General features: G+C 64.0%; 11 protein-coding genes and 1 tRNA gene. 10 read left to right on the forward strand and 2 right to left on the reverse strand.

Annotation, left to right across the window (positions count from 1 at the left end):
• Positions 1–94 precede the first annotated feature (94 nt).
• Positions 95–1,378 carry a Gfo/Idh/MocA family protein gene (locus OKA05_RS12725; RefSeq protein WP_264487526.1) on the forward strand — a complete coding sequence of 428 codons (1,284 nt, stop codon included), beginning with the start codon at positions 95–97 and terminating at the stop codon, positions 1,376–1,378.
• An 86-nt stretch (positions 1,379–1,464) separates the two neighbouring features.
• The gene (locus OKA05_RS12730) at positions 1,465–2,226 is read left to right on the forward strand and encodes a type 1 glutamine amidotransferase domain-containing protein (protein ID WP_264487527.1); all 762 of its coding nucleotides are present in this window, start codon (positions 1,465–1,467) and stop codon (positions 2,224–2,226) included.
• 200 nt (positions 2,227–2,426) lie between these two features.
• Here the strand turns inward: OKA05_RS12730 and OKA05_RS12735 are convergent.
• Both OKA05_RS12735 and OKA05_RS12740 read right to left on the reverse strand, forming a co-directional pair.
• A tRNA-Lys gene (locus OKA05_RS12735) sits at positions 2,427–2,499 on the reverse strand.
• Positions 2,500–2,578: 79 nt separating this feature from the next.
• Complete coding sequence (locus OKA05_RS12740; protein WP_264487528.1) at positions 2,579–3,259, reverse strand: HAD-IA family hydrolase; 681 nt, start codon at positions 3,257–3,259, stop codon at positions 2,579–2,581.
• Between the two features lie 238 nt (positions 3,260–3,497).
• On the opposite strand from OKA05_RS12740, the gene OKA05_RS12745 reads away from it, so the two are divergent.
• From OKA05_RS12745 to OKA05_RS12780, 8 genes are all read left to right on the forward strand, one after another.
• Positions 3,498–9,731 (forward strand): PA14 domain-containing protein, encoded by a 6,234-nt coding sequence (locus OKA05_RS12745; protein ID WP_264487529.1) that lies wholly within the window; start codon positions 3,498–3,500, stop codon positions 9,729–9,731.
• 196 nt (positions 9,732–9,927) lie between these two features.
• Entirely contained in the window at positions 9,928–10,572 is a 645-nt protein-coding gene (locus tag OKA05_RS12750; protein ID WP_264487530.1) for a 3-keto-alpha-glucoside-1,2-lyase-like domain-containing protein, read from the forward strand.
• Between the two features lie 145 nt (positions 10,573–10,717).
• Complete coding sequence (gene nusA / locus OKA05_RS12755; protein ID WP_264487531.1) at positions 10,718–11,983, forward strand: transcription termination factor NusA; 1,266 nt, start codon at positions 10,718–10,720, stop codon at positions 11,981–11,983.
• 53 nt (positions 11,984–12,036) lie between these two features.
• Positions 12,037–14,196 (forward strand): translation initiation factor IF-2, encoded by a 2,160-nt coding sequence (gene infB / locus OKA05_RS12760; protein ID WP_264487532.1) that lies wholly within the window; start codon positions 12,037–12,039, stop codon positions 14,194–14,196.
• Between the two features lie 99 nt (positions 14,197–14,295).
• The gene (gene rbfA / locus OKA05_RS12765; RefSeq protein WP_264487533.1) at positions 14,296–14,664 is read left to right on the forward strand and encodes a 30S ribosome-binding factor RbfA; all 369 of its coding nucleotides are present in this window, start codon (positions 14,296–14,298) and stop codon (positions 14,662–14,664) included.
• 57 nt (positions 14,665–14,721) lie between these two features.
• Entirely contained in the window at positions 14,722–15,096 is a 375-nt protein-coding gene (locus OKA05_RS12770) for a hypothetical protein (RefSeq protein ID WP_264487534.1), read from the forward strand.
• A 53-nt stretch (positions 15,097–15,149) separates the two neighbouring features.
• Positions 15,150–15,587 (forward strand): hypothetical protein, encoded by a 438-nt coding sequence (locus OKA05_RS12775; RefSeq protein ID WP_264487535.1) that lies wholly within the window; start codon positions 15,150–15,152, stop codon positions 15,585–15,587.
• On the forward strand, positions 15,584–16,597 hold the full coding sequence (locus tag OKA05_RS12780; RefSeq protein WP_264487536.1) for a chorismate-binding protein: 1,014 nt from the start codon (positions 15,584–15,586) through the stop codon (positions 16,595–16,597). The genes OKA05_RS12775 and OKA05_RS12780 overlap by 4 nt, the downstream gene beginning before the upstream one ends.
• Positions 16,598–16,603 lie beyond the last annotated feature (6 nt).

Genomic DNA, 16,603 nt, shown 5'->3' on the forward strand with positions numbered 1-16,603 from the left:
TGCAAGCCTCAAATTAATCGGTTAATTTTCACTCGTCATCCGCCGGTGCCCCGGCTATTTCCCGCCAAGACCAAGAATCCAGGATCGCACCTCCATGACCACGCTTCGCCGACGCAGTTTCATTGGCACCGCCGCCGCCGCGGCTGCCTTCACCACCCTCCGGTCCCGCGCGCAAGAGGATCCCGGCCCGCCCATCAGGCTCGGCCTCATCGGCTGCGGCTGGTGGGGAATGGTCGATGTGAAGGCCACATTCAAGGCCGGCGGCGTACAAGTCGTGGCGATTTGTGACGTGGACAGCGAGCACCTCGCCAAGGCTGCGGATGAAATCGAAAAGCTCCAGGGCAGCCGCCCGAAGACCTTCAAGGAATACCCCGCCCTGCTCGCCGAGGAAAACCTGCAGGCCGTGATCATCGCCACTCCGCCGCAGTGGCATGCCCTGCCCTTCATCGCTGCCTGTGAGAAAGGCCTGGCGATCTACTGCGAGAAGCCCCTCGCCTATGACATCCGCGAAGGCCGCGCGATGGTCGATGCCTCCAGGAAAGCGGGCAATATCGTGCAGATCGGCTTCCAACGCCGTCACGCAAGCGGCTTCGTGGAGGCGCGCAAATACATCCAGGAGGGCAAGGCCGGCCGCATCCTCTCCGCCGAAGCGCAGATCCACTACACCGCGCCGACACCCGATCCCACGGCCACCGACCCGCCCGCCTCGCTCGATTGGGACCAGTGGTGCGGACCCGCCCCGCTCATCCCCTACAGCGCGGCCGTCGGCCACATGAACTGGCGGCTCGAGAAGACCACCGGCCACGGCCACCTCGTCGATTGGGGTGCACATCTCATCGACAGTGCGCGCTGGATCCTCGGCGCGGGCGCACCGCTGTCCGTCGCCGCCGCAGGGGGCTTGTATCACCTGAAGGGCAAGATCACCACGCCGGACGTCCTGACGGTGCACTTCGAGTTCGAGGACTTCCCGCTCACCTGGCGTCATCGCATCTGGGGAGCACAGGACATGAACCCGGAGACTTCCAACGGCATCTTCCTCTACGGCGAGAAGGAGACCGTCTTCTGCTCCGATAACAAATGGATCGTCCTTCCCCAAGGCCGCGGCCAACAGCCGAAGGTGAATGAAGTCCGCAACGACTCCAGCGCCGAGCACCTCGCCGAGTTCCTGGCAGCCGTGCGCTCGCGCCAGCAACCGTCGTGCACGCCGGAAGAAGGCCACCTTTCCACGACGGCGGTGAAGCTGGCGATGATCTCCTACGACACCGGCGCGAAGATCACCTGGGACGCGAAAACCGAACAGATCACGGGCAATCCCGAGGCCTCCAAGCTGCTCAAGCGCGAATACCGCGCACCGTGGAAGCATCCCTTCCCCGGCTGACCCCATCGGTCTGCCCGACCCGCGGCGCGGCGATGAAATCCAACGCGCCCTCGCCATCCCCCGCCCCGGCATCGCAATCTCCATCCATGAACACCACCCCACCCCAAGCCGCCGCCTTCTCCCGCATGCAACAGCTCATGACACCGTCGCCGGTGCCTTCCATCTCGACCGAGCTGCTGGCCACCGCCGATGGCGAACTCAATCGCGAACTGAACGCCTTCCTCTTCGACCCGCCGTCCGACCCCGCCTTGCTCGCCGGCAAGCGCATCGCCATCTGCTGCACCAATGGCGTCGAGGAAGTGGAGATCATCGGCGCACAGCGTTGGCTCGCCGAACATGGCGCGACCGTCCACGTGGTCTCCCCACGCATCGGCGAGTTTCACCCCACGCTCGGGCTGCGCTTCCCACCGGTCGCCGCCACCCATGTGCTCGCCATCCGGCTGATGGAAAACGCCGGCTGGATCCCCATCGACCGCTATACTGACGAGGTGACGGCCGCAGACTACGACGCGGTGATCCTTCCCGGCGGCTGCTGGAATCCCGATGCCCTGCGCATGGACGAACTGGCGCGAGCCTTCGTCCGTGACATGCACAGCGCGGGCAAGCCGACCTGCGCCATCTGCCACGGCCAGTGGGTCATGGTCAGCGCCGGCATCCTCAAGGGCAAACGCGCCACCGCCGTCTGGAACATCCATGTCGATCTGGAGAATGCGGGCGCGACCGTGCTCGACGAACCGTGCGTGGTGGACGGCAACCTGATCACCTCTCGTTTTCCTTACGACCTGCCGCGCATGGTGCAGGCCCTAGTGCAGCAGTTGGTGCCGCCGATCCAGCAAACCGGCCGATAAGCCACGCGAGACGGAAGCCGGCGAGATGGACAGTCGGCGCTCAATGGCAGACCTAGCTCGGGGGATTGCTTGAATCCAGCGAAGGTCAGGCCAGGCGCGGCTTTCGGTCTACGGAAATTGTTCAGATCCTCCAGCCGACAGATGTAACAACAATGGGAAACCCGAGAAACCCGACTCCCACAAGTTGCTTATTCTGAAAGTACGAGGACTGGGACTCGAACCCAGGACCAATTGGTTAAAAGCCAACTGCTCTACCGACTGAGCTATCCTCGCTTTTTTCCGTTCCGGATCCGGTGACCTTGGGGGCCGCCGGGGCGCGGATGGGTAGAGGCGGGGTCAGGGTTTGGCAAGATCATTTTCCACACCGCCCGAGAGCTCCGGAGAGGAAAGTGCGGAGATCGCTGGCCGGACGCTCAATGAGACAGGCCTCGATTCCCGCAGCGCCGGCCCCCTCCATGTCCGCCACAGGCGAGTCGCCGGCATGGAGGACTTCGTGGGGGTGAAGCCCGAGCCGGTCGAGAGCCATGCGGAAAATCGCGAAGTCCGGCTTGCGGGCGCAGGCGTCGGCGGAGGTGATCACCTCATCGAAATGCAGGCCATGGCCGGCGAGGATGCCACGCAGGCGGAGATCGAAATTCGAGACCACCGCCAATCGCAGGCCAGCGGCCCGGGCGTCTGCGAGGACGCCGGGGACTTCCGGAAATACCCGCCACGCGGCCGGGTCGGCATAGTGCGCGAACAGCGCTTCAAAGCAGGGTCGGAAAAAACCCTCCGGCAGCGGTGTGCCCAAGCTCTTGTTAAAGACGGTAAGAACCACGTTCCCCCACCACTCACGCTCTGCCGCATCGCCATCCGGGTAGGCAGCGTATTCCGGATCGCCAATGCCACCAAAGGCCAGGCGGAACCATTTCTTCACCAGCGCCGGTTCGACCGGCTGACCGAAAGCGGCGGCCGTCCGGGCATAGACCTCGGCGACCGGCTCGGCGGGCTCGATCAAGGTGCCGGCGGCATCGAGAAAGAGGGCTTGGATCACGGGCGCGAGGATGAAGGCCGGCGGTCCGGTTTCCTAGATGTTTTCACAGGATGCGCTTTCGCCCGCTGTAGTACAGAATGACCGGAATCCAAGAAAGTGAGAGGCCATGCACCCCGACGGCCACCTAGCTCCCTTACTAACAGTCAAAAATGAGGACTAAGCCATCGGGAGACAAGCGACGTTACCCTAAGCCTCGACTCCCCTCCCCCGGCTGGAAGTCGGCTCGTCCCAAAACCCAATGAAGAATTCGACCAAGGTCTTGCTCGCGTCCCTGACGTCCGGAGCCAGCTTGCTGGCGCTCGGCTGGCTGCAGGAGAAACCGGAGGCCGCCGCCCAAGCGACCGCCCCTTCCGCGGCGGCGGATGCGAAGGAAAATAAGGCCGATGCAGCGTTGCCGGTCACCCGGCCGGAACCGGTGACCCCGGAGAACGCCGGGCCTTTCGGTGACATCGGCGCTCTGGAAAAAGGAACGGTCATCCGCTTGCCCCTGCCGGACGGCAGAGAGGCGGCCGGCCGACTGAACTACGTAAACCGCTATCCAAACGGTGCCGCCGCGGCGGGAGGTGACTTGGAAGACGGCAGCGGCACCTTTGAAATCGGCGGCGAACCGTGGGGTTACCGCGGCTTCATTCTGCAAAAGAAGGATCGTAGCGCATTTGTTTACTCCAGTGGCCCGGACGGCGGCTTGCAGGTCGCAAGACGGCCGATCGGCGAGGTGATTTGCGAGCCGGAGCCGAACTGGAAGCCACTGGCGAAAGTCGAGGGGCCGGATCCCGAGAAGGCGGCGATCTACAATGGCGGGCGCTCGGTCGGGATCATCTACGAAGCGATCCCCATCCTGAGCAGCCTGCCACGCGCGGAGGCGACGGTTTATCTCGATTTCGACGGCGAGGTGATCGAGGGCCATTCGTGGGAAGGCGGGCGGCGGATCATCGCGCCGGCCTACAACCTGCCGGCCAGCGAGGTGACCGATATCTGGCGGCGGGTGGCAGAGGACTTCGCGCCCTTCGAGGTGAATGTCACCACCGACCTGCAAGCCTACCTGCGCGCGCCGCAGGGACTTCGGATCCGCTGCATCACCACCACGAACAACTTCGCCTCGGCCGGTGGCGTGGCATTCAACAACACGTTCCGCGAATCCGGCGACCCAGTGTGTTGGAACTTCTACCGCGGCAACGGCGGCGCGGTGGTGATCTCGCATGAGGTCGGCCATACCTTCGGCCTTCATCATGACGACACCACCACCCAGGGCTACTACGGCGGCCATGGCAGCGGTGCGATGACCTGGGGGCCGATCATGGGCGCTCCCTACAGCCAGAACATCTGCCAATGGAGCAAGGGCGACTATGCGAATGCCGCCCAGCAGCAGGACGACTTGATCCAGATCGGATCGTCCGTGGAGCGGCGGCTCGATGACCATGCACCGGACGCCGTGCAGTCGACGCCACTGGCCATCGGCGCGGGCGGCAGCGTTTCTAACAGCGGCGTGATCGCCAGCCCGGATGACCTCGATGCGTTCACCTTCACCACCGGCGGCGGAAACCTGAATCTCCAGTTCACCGGTGCGGTCAATAGCCCGAACCTCGACATCGAGGCCAAGCTCTACAACTCCACCGGCACGCTGGTGGCGACCGCCAGCCCGGCGAACCAACTGAGCGCCACGCTTTCCTCCGCGCTCGCCGCGGGCACTTACACGGTGACGGTGGATGGTGTCGGCAACGGCACCTGGGCCTCGAATGGCTACGATGACTATGGCTCGATCGGCGAATACACGATCAGCGGCACCGTCCCCTCACCCGGCTGGCGATTCCGCGTCCCGGTCAATGCCCTGAATAGCGCGGTGCTCGGCACGGTGGCCCCGGGAGGTTCCGCTTACTCGATCACCGCGGGCAACACCGGCACGGCGTTCGCCATCCAGAGCGGCAGCGGCGTCTTGAGCGTGGCCAATGCCTCCGCGCTCACTGGAACCCCCGTGTTCACCTTGACCGTGGCCTACACCAGCGGTGGCTCGCCGCAGACCGCAGCAGTGAATGTGCGCGTCGGCCCGCTTGGCGGCTTGAAGCGGGAAATCTGGATCGGGCTGAGCGGCAACAATCTCGCGGGACTGACATCGAATGGAAACTATCCCAATACCCCGAACGCCGCCCGACATGCGGGCACCTTCCAAGGTGCCTGGCCTGCGGACAATTACGGTCAGAAGTTCAGCGGCTACCTGATCCCGGCCGAAACCGGCAACCACGTCTTCTGGACCGCGGCGGACGACATCAGCGAGCTGTGGCTCTCCACCGACAGCAATCCCGCGAACAAGGTGCGGGTCGCTTACAACAACGCGAACACCAACGTGGACTGGGCCAATCAAGCCTCACAGCAGTCCGCCAATGTCGCACTGGTTGCAGGCCAGCGTTACTACATCGAGTACCTGCACCGGGAGAATGCCGGCGGTGATCACGCGGCGGTGGCGTGGCAGACACCCACGCTGTCACGACGACTCATCGGCATGGAGTATCTGGAATTCCCGGGCACCATGCCGAACCGCGCGCCGTGGCTGGCGAACATGACCTTCCGCGTGCGCGAAGACAGCACGGCCGGGACCGCCGTCGGCACCTTGCTGGCAGGCGATTTCGAGCCGGGATCGGTCGTCTCCGCCTACACCATCACCGGCGGGAATACGGGCACGGCCTTCTCCCTGAACGCCACCACCGGCGCCCTCACGGTGAATGGCGCGCTATCATTCGCAACCCTGCCGAAATACCTGCTGGACGTGCGGGTGACGGACCCCGGCGGACTGCAACGGACGGCCCAGATTGCCGTGGAAGTCGAGCCGCGCGCGGTCAAGCGCGAGTACTGGTCCGGCATCAACGGCAACCAGATCACCAGCCTCACCTCCAACGCCAATTTCCCTAACAGCCCGACCGCGGTCACTTACCAGGCCTTCTTCGAGACGCCTTCGGACATCGCCGACAATTACGGCCAGCGCCTCAGCGGCTACCTGCGCGCGCCTGACACGGGCAGCTACACCTTCTGGATCTCGTCGGACGATTACGGTGAGCTGTGGCTCTCCACCGACAGCAATCCCGCGAACAAGGTGCGGATCGCCTGGCATACCGGTGCCACCGGTTCGCGCGAGTGGGGCAAGTACGCCACCCAGAAGTCCGCGGCGATCACGCTGGAAGCCGGCAAGTTTTACTACATCGAGGCGCTCCAGAAGGAAGGCGCGGTCTCGGACAATCTCGCCGTGTCGTGGGATGGGCCGGACTTCGACCAGGTGATGCTCGGCGCACCCCACGTCACCCAGCAGTTCTACAATCACGCCGCGCCCGTGCTCAATGACAAGTCGGTCACCGTCTTCGATCGCGATGACATGGTCACCACCTTGGAAGCAAAGGACTGGTCGGATCCGGGCACCACGTTGACGTACTCGATCACCGCTGGAAATGCCGACGGAGCCTTCATCATCGACCCGGCGACGGGAACGATCCGCCCGGCCGGTTCGCGGCTGCCCGTGGGCGCGCGCGTGCTCACGGTCACCGTTTCCGACAACGGGCCGACGCCACTGACGGACACCGCATCGGTCACGGTGAATGTGGTCAAAGCGGGCCTGAAGCGCGAGGTCTGGACCGGTCTTGCGGACGGCCAGGGGCTCGATGGACTCACCGGCTCGCTGTATTTCCCGCAGTCGCCGGACGACAGCGGCTACGTCCAGCACTTCGAAGCGCCCTCGGGTTGGGGCGAAAACTACGGCCAGCGCCTGAGCGGCTACCTGATCCCGGCAGCGACGGGCAACTACACCTTCTGGATCGCCTCCGATGATGGCGGCGAGCTGCGGCTCTCCACCGACGCGAATCCATCTAACAAGAAGACCATTGCCAGTGTAAACGGTGCCACCGGCAACCAGAGCTGGACTGATCAGACGAGCCAGCAATCAGCCGTCATCGCCTTGATCGCCGGGCAACGCTACTACGTGGAAGCTCTCCAAAAAGAAGGCAACGGTGGCGATCACCTCGCAGTGGCTTGGCAAGGACCGGGCTTCGCCCGCACGCGGATCAGCGGCAACAACCTCGAGTATCCCGACACCTATCGCCCCGCCATGAGGCGCGAGATCTGGCTCGGCAATGCCACGACCACACCGCCAGCCACCCCGCCAAGTTCGGAAAACGCGCTCTTCACGTTCAAGTCATCCGCCGGCATCGCGGACAACTACAGCGATCGCATCTCCGGCTTCGTCGTCCCACCGGTCACCGGCAGCTACACCTTCTGGCTAGCCTGCGACGACGATGGACAACTGCGGCTTTCCACCGATGAAAACCCGGCGAACGCGGCGCAGATCGCCTCGGTGGCCGGCTCCACCGGTGTCGAAGCCTGGGATACCGGAGCTTCGCAGAAATCGGCCGCCCGCACCCTGATCGCGGGCAAGCGCTACTACATCGAAACACGCCACCGGGAAGGAACCGGCGGAGATCACGTCGCAGTCGCATGGGAAGGCCCGGGCATCACGCGAAAGGTCATCGCCAACGAATACCTTGAGCACCCGACCACCCCCGCGGATCGCTCGCTGCTGAAGCGCGAAGTGTGGAATGGCATCGCGGGTGCAAACGTCACCGACCTCACCGGAAATGCCGCGTTCCCGGCGACGCCATCGACCGTCACGACGTTGGCCGCGGGCGCCGGATTGGCGACGGGCACCGATGTCGCCGAGACCTTCGGCCAGCGGCTGAGCGGCTATCTCATTGCGCCGGATCACGGACGCTACACCTTCTGGATCGCCTCCGACAATTCCAGCGAGCTGTGGCTCTCCACCGACAGCAATCCGGCCAACCGGATCAAGATCGCCGCGGTGGACAATGTGGTCGCCGCCCAGAATTGGGACGTGCAGGCCGGGCAGAAATCGGTGCCCGTCGCGCTGGAAGCCGGCCGCCGCTACTATCTGGAGATCCTGCACAAGGAAGACCTCTTCGGCGACCATCTCGCGGTAGCGTGGCAAGGCCCTGGCTTCGCGCGGCGCGTCATTCCGAACCAGTTCCTGGAGCATCCGCTGGTCATCCCCGGCACTCCATCGATCCGTCGCGAGGTGTGGGCGGGCATCAATGGCGAGCAGGTTTCCAATCTCACCGGAAATGCCGCCTTCACCGCCGGCACACCGACCGCACGCGGCCAGCTAACCACCTTCGAAACGCCCGCCGCCCACGGCGACACCTATGGCCAGCGTCTCACCGCGAAGCTGGTGGCTCCGGAGTCGGGCAACTTCAAGTTCTGGATCGCCTCCGACGATGCCAGCGAGCTGTGGCTTTCCACCGATGCCAATCCCGCAAACAAGGTGCGCATCGCCCACACCACGGCATTCACCGACCCGCGCCAGTGGAACAAGTATGCCACGCAGGAATCCGGCAGCCTGCCACTGATCGCAGGCACGACTTACTACATCGAGGCCTTGCACAAGGAAGGCGGCGCGATCGACCACCTGTCGGTGGCGTGGCAAGGGCCATCATTCCCACGGCAGATCCTCGACGGGCGTTTCCTGCAATACCCCGGCAACCCTCCCGTCAGCGTCGCGCTCAAACTTGAAATCTGGACCGGCATCGGCGGCAACAACGTGACCGACCTCACCAACAAGCCGAACTACCCCGGCACGCCAAACCAGACGCTCACCGTGGACAGCTTCGAAACGCCGGTAAACTGGGGCGACACCTACGGCCAGAAGGTCAGCGGCTACCTGATCGCACCGCGGACCGGCGACTATACGTTCTGGATCGCTTCCGACGATGGCGGCGACCTGATGGTGGCGACCGATGGCAATCTGGCGAACAAGGCCCGCATCGCCTTCACAACCGGGGCCACCGGACATCAGAACTGGACCAACAATGTGAACCAGAAGTCAGCGGTCATTCCGTTGGTTGCCGGCCAGCGTTGTTACATCGAGGCGCTTCACAAGGAAGGCGGCGGCGATGACTACCTCTCCGTGGCGTGGCAGGGACCAAGCTTCGACCTCCAGATCATCCGGAAGGAATTCCTGGAGTATCCCGGCCTGATGCCGGCGGACACGCAGCCAGGCAATCCGATCTCGGTGCCCCCCGGCGATCCGAGCTTCACCTTCTGGCTGGACTACATGGGCTTGGGCGGTGCCGACCGCCTCGCCAGTGCCGATCCAGACAAGGACGGCATTCCGAACAGCCTCGAATTCGTGCTCGGCGGTAAGCCATCGGGCAGCGGGGCCGCCTCCATCGCGGTGCTGCCGGAACTGACCACGGATACCGACTGGGCGACCTTCGTCTTCCGCCGCGCCGACGTCTCAGCGGCGTCCGGTCCCTTCGTGCAATATGGAGATCTGGACAGTTGGACCCCGGCCGTCGATGGCACCGGCGGCGTCCAAATCATCGTCACCGACGACGGATTCGGAACCGGCATTGACCGCGTCACCGTGAAAATCCCACGGACTGCTGACAAACTGTTCATCCGCCTGAATGGGAACCTATAAAGTGGCGGCGTCAGCCACCCCGGAGTGCGGTGACTCGTCACCGCTTTCCGGCAGGCGACTTGTCCGAAAGCTGCGACGAGTCGCAGCACTCCAGGGAGCGGGCACAGGGAGCTACGCCTCACACTCGCCAACCCGGGATTGCGTTTGCTTCCCCCCGGCTATCTCATGTCGCAGCCACTTACCCACACGTTCTCCGATGAATCGCCGCGGCTGGCTCCAGCTCACCCTCGCCACCCTCCCTGCAGCCTGTCGGCGGCCTGAACCGCCAGCCGCTCGAGCGGAGGCAGAGCCGGAGATCCCGTGGCAGCCGCTCGTCGACAGTCACTGGACACCCGCCATGGGCGGCGAGCTGTCGTCTCCCTCTTCCGGCGTCCTCCGCCTCCAGTGGGGGGAGAGCCTGAGCGCCGCAAAATGGACCGGACCACCTCTGACGGTGCCCTTCGAGATGGAACTCGAAGCCCGCCGGATCGACGGCACCGATTTCTTCTGCGGCCTGACCTTTCCCGTTGGAGCCAGCGGCGAGTGCGTGACCTGGGTGGTCGGCGGCTGGGGCGGCAGCCTCGTCGGTCTATCGTCGATCGATGGCAAGGACGCGTCCGAGAACGACACGACCCAGCACCGCGCCTTTGAGAAGGAACGGTGGTACCGGCTGCGGGCAAAATGCACCGGGGAACGCATCGAAGCATGGATCGACGGCGAGCGCGTGATCGACCTCCCGACCGCCGGCCGGAGCCTCACTCTGCGCCCCGGACCGATCGACGTCTGTGCCCCTTTCGGGCTCGCCACATGGCAGACCACCGGTGAATTCAGGAGCTTGCGATGGCGCCCCGTTTCTCCCTGAGGCTGGTGGGAGATTCGGCTTGCAACTCAAGGTTTTCCGCCGTATCCCCCCGCCGATCAATCTTCCGACGCGACAGAGCGGGTCGAAACACCCGCTCTTTCGCGTCTCTGGACATACGGAGCGCAAACGCGCCGCACTGCCCGCCATGACCAACGACATCGTCGCCCTCATTGACTACTACGAGAAAGAAAAAGGCATCGACCGCGACAAGGTGGTTGCCGCGCTCGAGTACGCCTTCATTTCCGCCTACCGCAAGATGGTCCCAGGGGCCGATGCCATCGAGACCTTGCGCGCCGATGTGAATACCAAGAAGGGCGAGACCCGCATCTTCGCCGTGCTGACGGCCGTCGCCGACGAGGATTACAAGGACAAGTTCAACGAGGTCCCGCTTGCCACCGCGCTCAAGAAGAATCCCGAGACCCAGCCGGGTGATCAGGTCGAGTTCAACGTCACGCCGAAAGACTTCGGCCGCATCGCCGTGCAGACCGCGAAGCAGACGATGATGCAGCGCCTCCGCCAGGCGGAGAAGGAGATGATTTACGAGGAGTTCAAGGACCGCGCCGGCGACATCGTCTCCGGCACCGTCCGCCGCTTCGACCGCAGCGACGTGCTCATCGACCTCGGCAAGTTCGAGGGCGTCATGCCGTCCCGCGAGCGCGTCCAGACCGAGGAATACAACATCGGCGACCGCATCCGCGCCTACGTCGTGGCCGTGGAAAACGAAGGTCGCGGCCCCGAGATCATCCTCTCCCGCAGCCACCCGAATTTCGTCCGCCGCCTCTTCGAAGCCGAGGTGAATGAAATCTCCGACCGCACCGTGGAAATCCGCGGAATCGCCCGCGAAGCCGGCTACCGCACCAAGGTCGCCGTCTTCAGCACCGACGACAAGGTGGACCCGGTGGGTGCCTGCGTCGGCCTGCGTGGCGCCCGCGTGAAGAACATCGTCCGCGAGCTCAACAACGAGAAGGTCGACATCATCCGCTGGAGCGATGAGCCGGAGGAATTCGTCCGCGAGGCTCTCAAGCCGGCCGTGCTCCGCACCATCACCGTGGATAAGGAAAACCGCGTGGTCCACGTGACCGTCGACGAGGAAGACCTTAGCAAGGCGATCGGCCGCCGCGGCCAGAATGCCCGCCTCTCTTCCCGCCTGATGGGCTGGGACGTCCAGGTCCGCAAGGACGAGAGCAAGCTGGAGCAGTTCGAAAAGAAGATCGCCGGTGCCGCCCACTCGATGGCCGAGCAGCTCGGTCTCGATGACGATCTGGCCGCCAAGCTGTTCCGCGCCGGTGGCATGTCCGCCGAGATTGTCGCGGAGATGCCGGTGGACTATATTGCCGCCAACCTCGAGATTTCCGAAGAGCGCGCCCAAGACATCCTCGATCGCGCCAAGACGAACTCCCCGTCTACTTGAATACTTTATTTCCCGGAGCCGGAAGTGCTCCGAAACGACGACACACCTGCCTGATGGCCCCAAAAGACAAGGATAGCACGCCTCCGAAGAAAAAGGTCCTCGATCTGATCGAGGAACCAAAGGTCCAGTCGCGCCGCGATCGCCAGCGGGCCGCCCAAACGGTCGCGGATACCCCGGCTCCGCCAAGCGCACTCGACAAGGCCAAGGCTGCCGCCCTCGACATCTTCGAAGACGCCGGGAAGAAGAAGCGCACCACCGTCCGCAAGACCGAGCAATCGGGCAAGTCGGCGCTGCCCACGATTTCGAAGCTCCTCGAAGAGGAGCCCGCACCCGCTCCGGAGGTGCCGGCCACTCCCCCGCCGTCAGCGGCTTCCGTCTCACCGGTCGTCCCGGTTGCCGAGGAACCTGCAGCAGAAGAGGACACTGGCAACATCATCAGCATCAAGCCGCCGATCATCGTCAGCGAGCTTGCCGCGCGGATGAGCCTCAAGCCTTTCGTGCTGCTTGCCGATCTGATCAAGCTTCAGATCTTCGTCGCACCGCATCAGGCGATCGAGCCTGACATCGCGGCCCGGGTCTGCGAACTCCATGGCTTCATTTTCGAACGCGAGAAGCGCGAAAAGGGCGGTGGCGTTCACAAGATCGAGGAAGTCGTCGTCGAGCCGGCAGCCCCGCAGGACGAGCCGGAGGACCTCCTCCAGCTCCGCCCGCCGATCATCACGATCATGGGTCACGTCGACCACGGGAAGACCTCCCTGCTCGACTACATCCGCAAGTCCACCATCACCAAGGGCGAGGCCGGCGGTATCACCCAGCACGTGGCCGCCTACAAGGTGGAGCACGAGGGCAAGCCGATCACCTTCATCGATACCCCGGGTCACGCCATCTTCTCCGACATGCGCGCCCGCGGCGCGGACATCACGGACATTGTCGTGCTCGTGGTAGCCGCCAATGACGGGATCATGCCGCAGACCTTGGAAGCCATCGAGCACGCCAAGAAAGCGAAGAAGACCATCATCGTCGCCATCAACAAGGTCGACCTGCCGTCTGCCAACGTGATGCGCGTGAAAACGCAACTCGCGGAAAAGGGCCTGCAAACCGTGGACTACGGCGGCGACGTCGAGGCCGTGGAAATCTCCGCCCTCACCGGTGTCGGGATTCCCGCCCTGCTCGAGCTGCTCGCCCTCCAGGCGGAAGTGCTCGAACTCAAGGCGAACCCGAAGGGCAATGCCCGCGCCGCCATCATCGAGGCTCGCGTGCAACCCGGTCGCGGTGCGACCGCCTCCGTCATCGTCGAGACCGGCACGCTCAAAACCGGCACGCCATTCATCTGTGGTCCCTTTGCCGGCAAGGTGAAGTCCCTCATCAACGACCGCGGCGAATCCGTCAAGGAAGCCAAGCCCGGCACGCCCGTCGAAGTCATCGGCTTCGACGAAATGCCGAACGTCGGCGACAGCCTGGTGGAAATGGACTCGATCCGCGCCGCCCAGAAGCTGGCCGATGAACGCCAGCTCGACCGCCGTAACGATCGCCTCCAGTTGACCCGCAAGAGCCGCATGGAGGATCTCTTCTCCAACGTCATCGATGGCACCGGCAAGGCCGCCCTCAAGATCGTGCTGAAGTGCGACGTCCAGGGCTCGGTCGAAGCGATCAAGAACGCGATCGGCGACATCAAGTCCGACAAGGTCAACACCCAGGTCATCATCGCCGCTGCCGGCCCGATCACCGAAGGCGACATCCAGATGGCCAGCTCTGCGGATGCAGTGGTGCTTGGCTTCAACGTCAAGGTCGAGGCCAACGCCGTGAAGGCGGTCAAGTCCGAGGGCGTCCAGGTGAAGCTCTACTCGATCGTTTACGAACTGATCGATCAGGTCCGCGAGGCCATGCTCGGCCTGCTTGAACCACTTACCCGCGAGAACATCATCGGCCACGCCGAGGTGCGCATGGTATTCAAACTCTCCAAGTCGAAGGGCCGCGCCGCCGGTTCCTACGTCACGGATGGCAAGATTCACCGCAAGTCCCACGCCCGCGTCATTCGCGGTGGCGTGCCGGTCTTCGATGGCAAGATGTCCACTCTCCGCCGCTTCCAGGACGAAGTGGACGAGGTCAAGTCGGGCATGGAGTGCGGTATCCGCCTGGGCGAGTTTAACGAGTACCAGGAAGGCGACATCATCGAGTGCTACACGCTCGAGAAGATCCCGCAGGGGCTCTAAAGAAGTTGAGAGTCCGGGGTGGAGGGTTGAGAGTAAGACCTCAGCCTCTGCTCCGGTTTTCCTTTCTCTCAACTCTCAACCATCGACTCTCAACTTCCCATGAGCCTCCGCATCGACCGGGTCAATGAGCTGCTGAAGCGCGAGATCGGCACCGTGGTCCAGAAGGACTACGAGTGGAACGGCTCGCTGGTGACGGTGGCTGCCGTGGAAACCACGCAGGACATCAAGGAGGCGAAGGTCTGGATCAGCGTGCTCGGCGGCCGCGTGGAGTCGGTTCTGGAAAAGCTCAACCGTGACCACGGCAGCATCCAGAAGAAGATCTCCAAGCGCGTGGTGCTGAAGTCGCTGCCCGTTCTCAGCTTCCGCCACGACGGATCCGCCGAGCGCGGCGTGGAAATCGTGAACCTCTTGGATGAGGTCGCGAAACTGCCGACGGCGAAGGATGACGACGAAACGTCGGATCGTTGACGCGGCCCCTGCTCCGGGGTTGTTGACGGAAGTGACCTGGAAAGATTGGATCATAGGGTGTTATCCCTCCTCTCCCTCATCGGGCTGCCCGTCATCATCGCCCATTGGGTGGGCATCATGGGCCTTCGCCGCGGACGACGCGGCGTAGCTTGGGTTTTGATGGTCGTCGGCATGACGATCAATTCCCTGATGCTCGTGTTGCCATTCCTCTACTCGCTTACCGGATTTCAAAACCTTGGCTGGACGGGGATGGCTTGGGTTTACATCCCTTACGCCATCTCAACCTTGGGTTCCCTCCTGTTTGCCACGGGATTTGCCCTTCACGGGCTTGGATCGGCTCGGGCCACGGAGCGCCAGGGCGACCTCGAGCAACTGGTGGCCGCGATGTCCGAAGAGATCGACCGGCTCAAGGATGAACGTGCCAGACCCTGAAAGCCACGCCGTCCGCGGTTGACTACATCCTCAGCCGCGGCCTTGGATGCCGCATGGCCACCGCATCGTCTTTGTTCGGGATCCTTTCGCTGGTCCTCTTTCTGGGGCTGATGTCCGGCTTCTGGGCGGGAATCGTGGGCCTACATCGAGCCGGCCGTCGCGGAGCGGCCTGGTGGCTGATGATGATCGGGATCGGTCTCTGCACGGTCGGGCCGATCCTCTATGCCGTGGGCACTTGGATCTTCTTTGATGCGATGCGCACTTCGATGGCCGGCAGCGGCACGTTGTCGGGCGGAGGATCCGCCGCCCCCACCGTGATGGTCGTCGGCGGAGCGATGATTCCGTGCGGCTTGATTCTTCTTTCCGTGGGCTTCGCCCTTCATGGATTTGCGGCGGCGCGGATGGCCAATCGGGCCGGGGAACTGGAGCAACTCACCGCCGCGATGTCCGAGGAAATTGACCGCTTGAGAGCAGGAGGACCCGCATCGTGAGTTCCCATAGCTTCGCCTTCCTCGACCTGCCGGATGGTCGCTCGCTTGTCGGTCACGGGCCCTTCGTATCCTCGGCAAGCCCGCCAACCGGTGGTGCCGCCTTCTACCGGAATGACTTCGGCCTGACGGCTCCCGAGCCATGGCTGGTTCCACAACACTGGGAGGTTGTTGGACGCGAGGATGTAGCCGCCCGCATCGGCCCGGTCGGCGAGCCGCTGTCCTGCACGTGGTTGCCTCCCGAGGCCTCCGACTTCGCCTCGGTCTTCCAGGAGATCAGCGCCGCGATCCGTACCGGTGCCTTCGAGAAAACCGTGCCCGTGGTGGTGGAACGCGGCACCCTTCAAGAACCACCGGGCCATCGTCTCCTCGCTGCAGCCACCGGAAGCAGCGAGCCATTGTTGGGCTATGGATTCTCTGACGGCAGCTCGGGCTTCGCCGGGGCCTCACCCGAGCGCCTGCTATCCGTCACCGGCGGCGTCTTGAAAACCATGGCGCTCGCCGGCACCGCCCGCACCGAGGAGCGCGACGTGCTCGCCGTGGATGAAAAGGAGATCCGCGAGCACGAATACGTCGCGCAGTCGCTGGTGTCGAAGCTCGGCGACATCGGCCACGTCCGCCGCGGCCCCCGGGGCATCATGGAACTCGGCTCGATCGTTCATTTCCACACGCCGATCGAAGTCGATCTCGCGGGCGACGAAAGTCCGGCCCAGTTGGTTCGCCGGCTCCATCCGACCCCCGCGCTCGGCCCCCTGCCCCGCACGCCGGAGACCCTCGGCCAGCTCATCGGCTGGCGTCGCCGGCTGGGCACGCCGGAGGACTTCGGGGCTCCTTTCGGAGCGATCCTCGATGGCGAATTCCACGCCATCGTCGCCATCCGCGGCCTCTGGTGGCAAGATTGTGACGTCATCCTGCCCGCCGGCTGCGGCGTGATCGAGGCCAGCCGGCTGGTCAATGAGTGGCGCGAGCTGCGGCTGAAACGTGAGGCGGTGAAAGCGCGCTTCCGCCTCTAGCACTCT

The organism is Luteolibacter arcticus, assembly GCF_025950235.1.
Taxonomy (GTDB): domain Bacteria; phylum Verrucomicrobiota; class Verrucomicrobiia; order Verrucomicrobiales; family Akkermansiaceae; genus Haloferula; species Haloferula arctica.

What these genes read in the sequence shown, in the direction of transcription:
- OKA05_RS12730 (WP_264487527.1), top strand. Translation starts at nt 1,465, where the DNA reads ATGAACACCACCCCACCCCAAGCCGCCGCCTTCTCCCGCATGCAACAG.
- nusA (WP_264487531.1), top strand. Translation starts at nt 10,718, where the DNA reads ATGACCAACGACATCGTCGCCCTCATTGACTACTACGAGAAAGAAAAA.
- OKA05_RS12725 (WP_264487526.1), top strand. Translation starts at nt 95, where the DNA reads ATGACCACGCTTCGCCGACGCAGTTTCATTGGCACCGCCGCCGCCGCG.
- OKA05_RS12745 (WP_264487529.1), top strand. Translation starts at nt 3,498, where the DNA reads ATGAAGAATTCGACCAAGGTCTTGCTCGCGTCCCTGACGTCCGGAGCC.
- rbfA (WP_264487533.1), top strand. Translation starts at nt 14,296, where the DNA reads ATGAGCCTCCGCATCGACCGGGTCAATGAGCTGCTGAAGCGCGAGATC.
- OKA05_RS12775 (WP_264487535.1), top strand. Translation starts at nt 15,150, where the DNA reads ATGGCCACCGCATCGTCTTTGTTCGGGATCCTTTCGCTGGTCCTCTTT.
- OKA05_RS12750 (WP_264487530.1), top strand. Translation starts at nt 9,928, where the DNA reads ATGAATCGCCGCGGCTGGCTCCAGCTCACCCTCGCCACCCTCCCTGCA.
- infB (WP_264487532.1), top strand. Translation starts at nt 12,037, where the DNA reads ATGGCCCCAAAAGACAAGGATAGCACGCCTCCGAAGAAAAAGGTCCTC.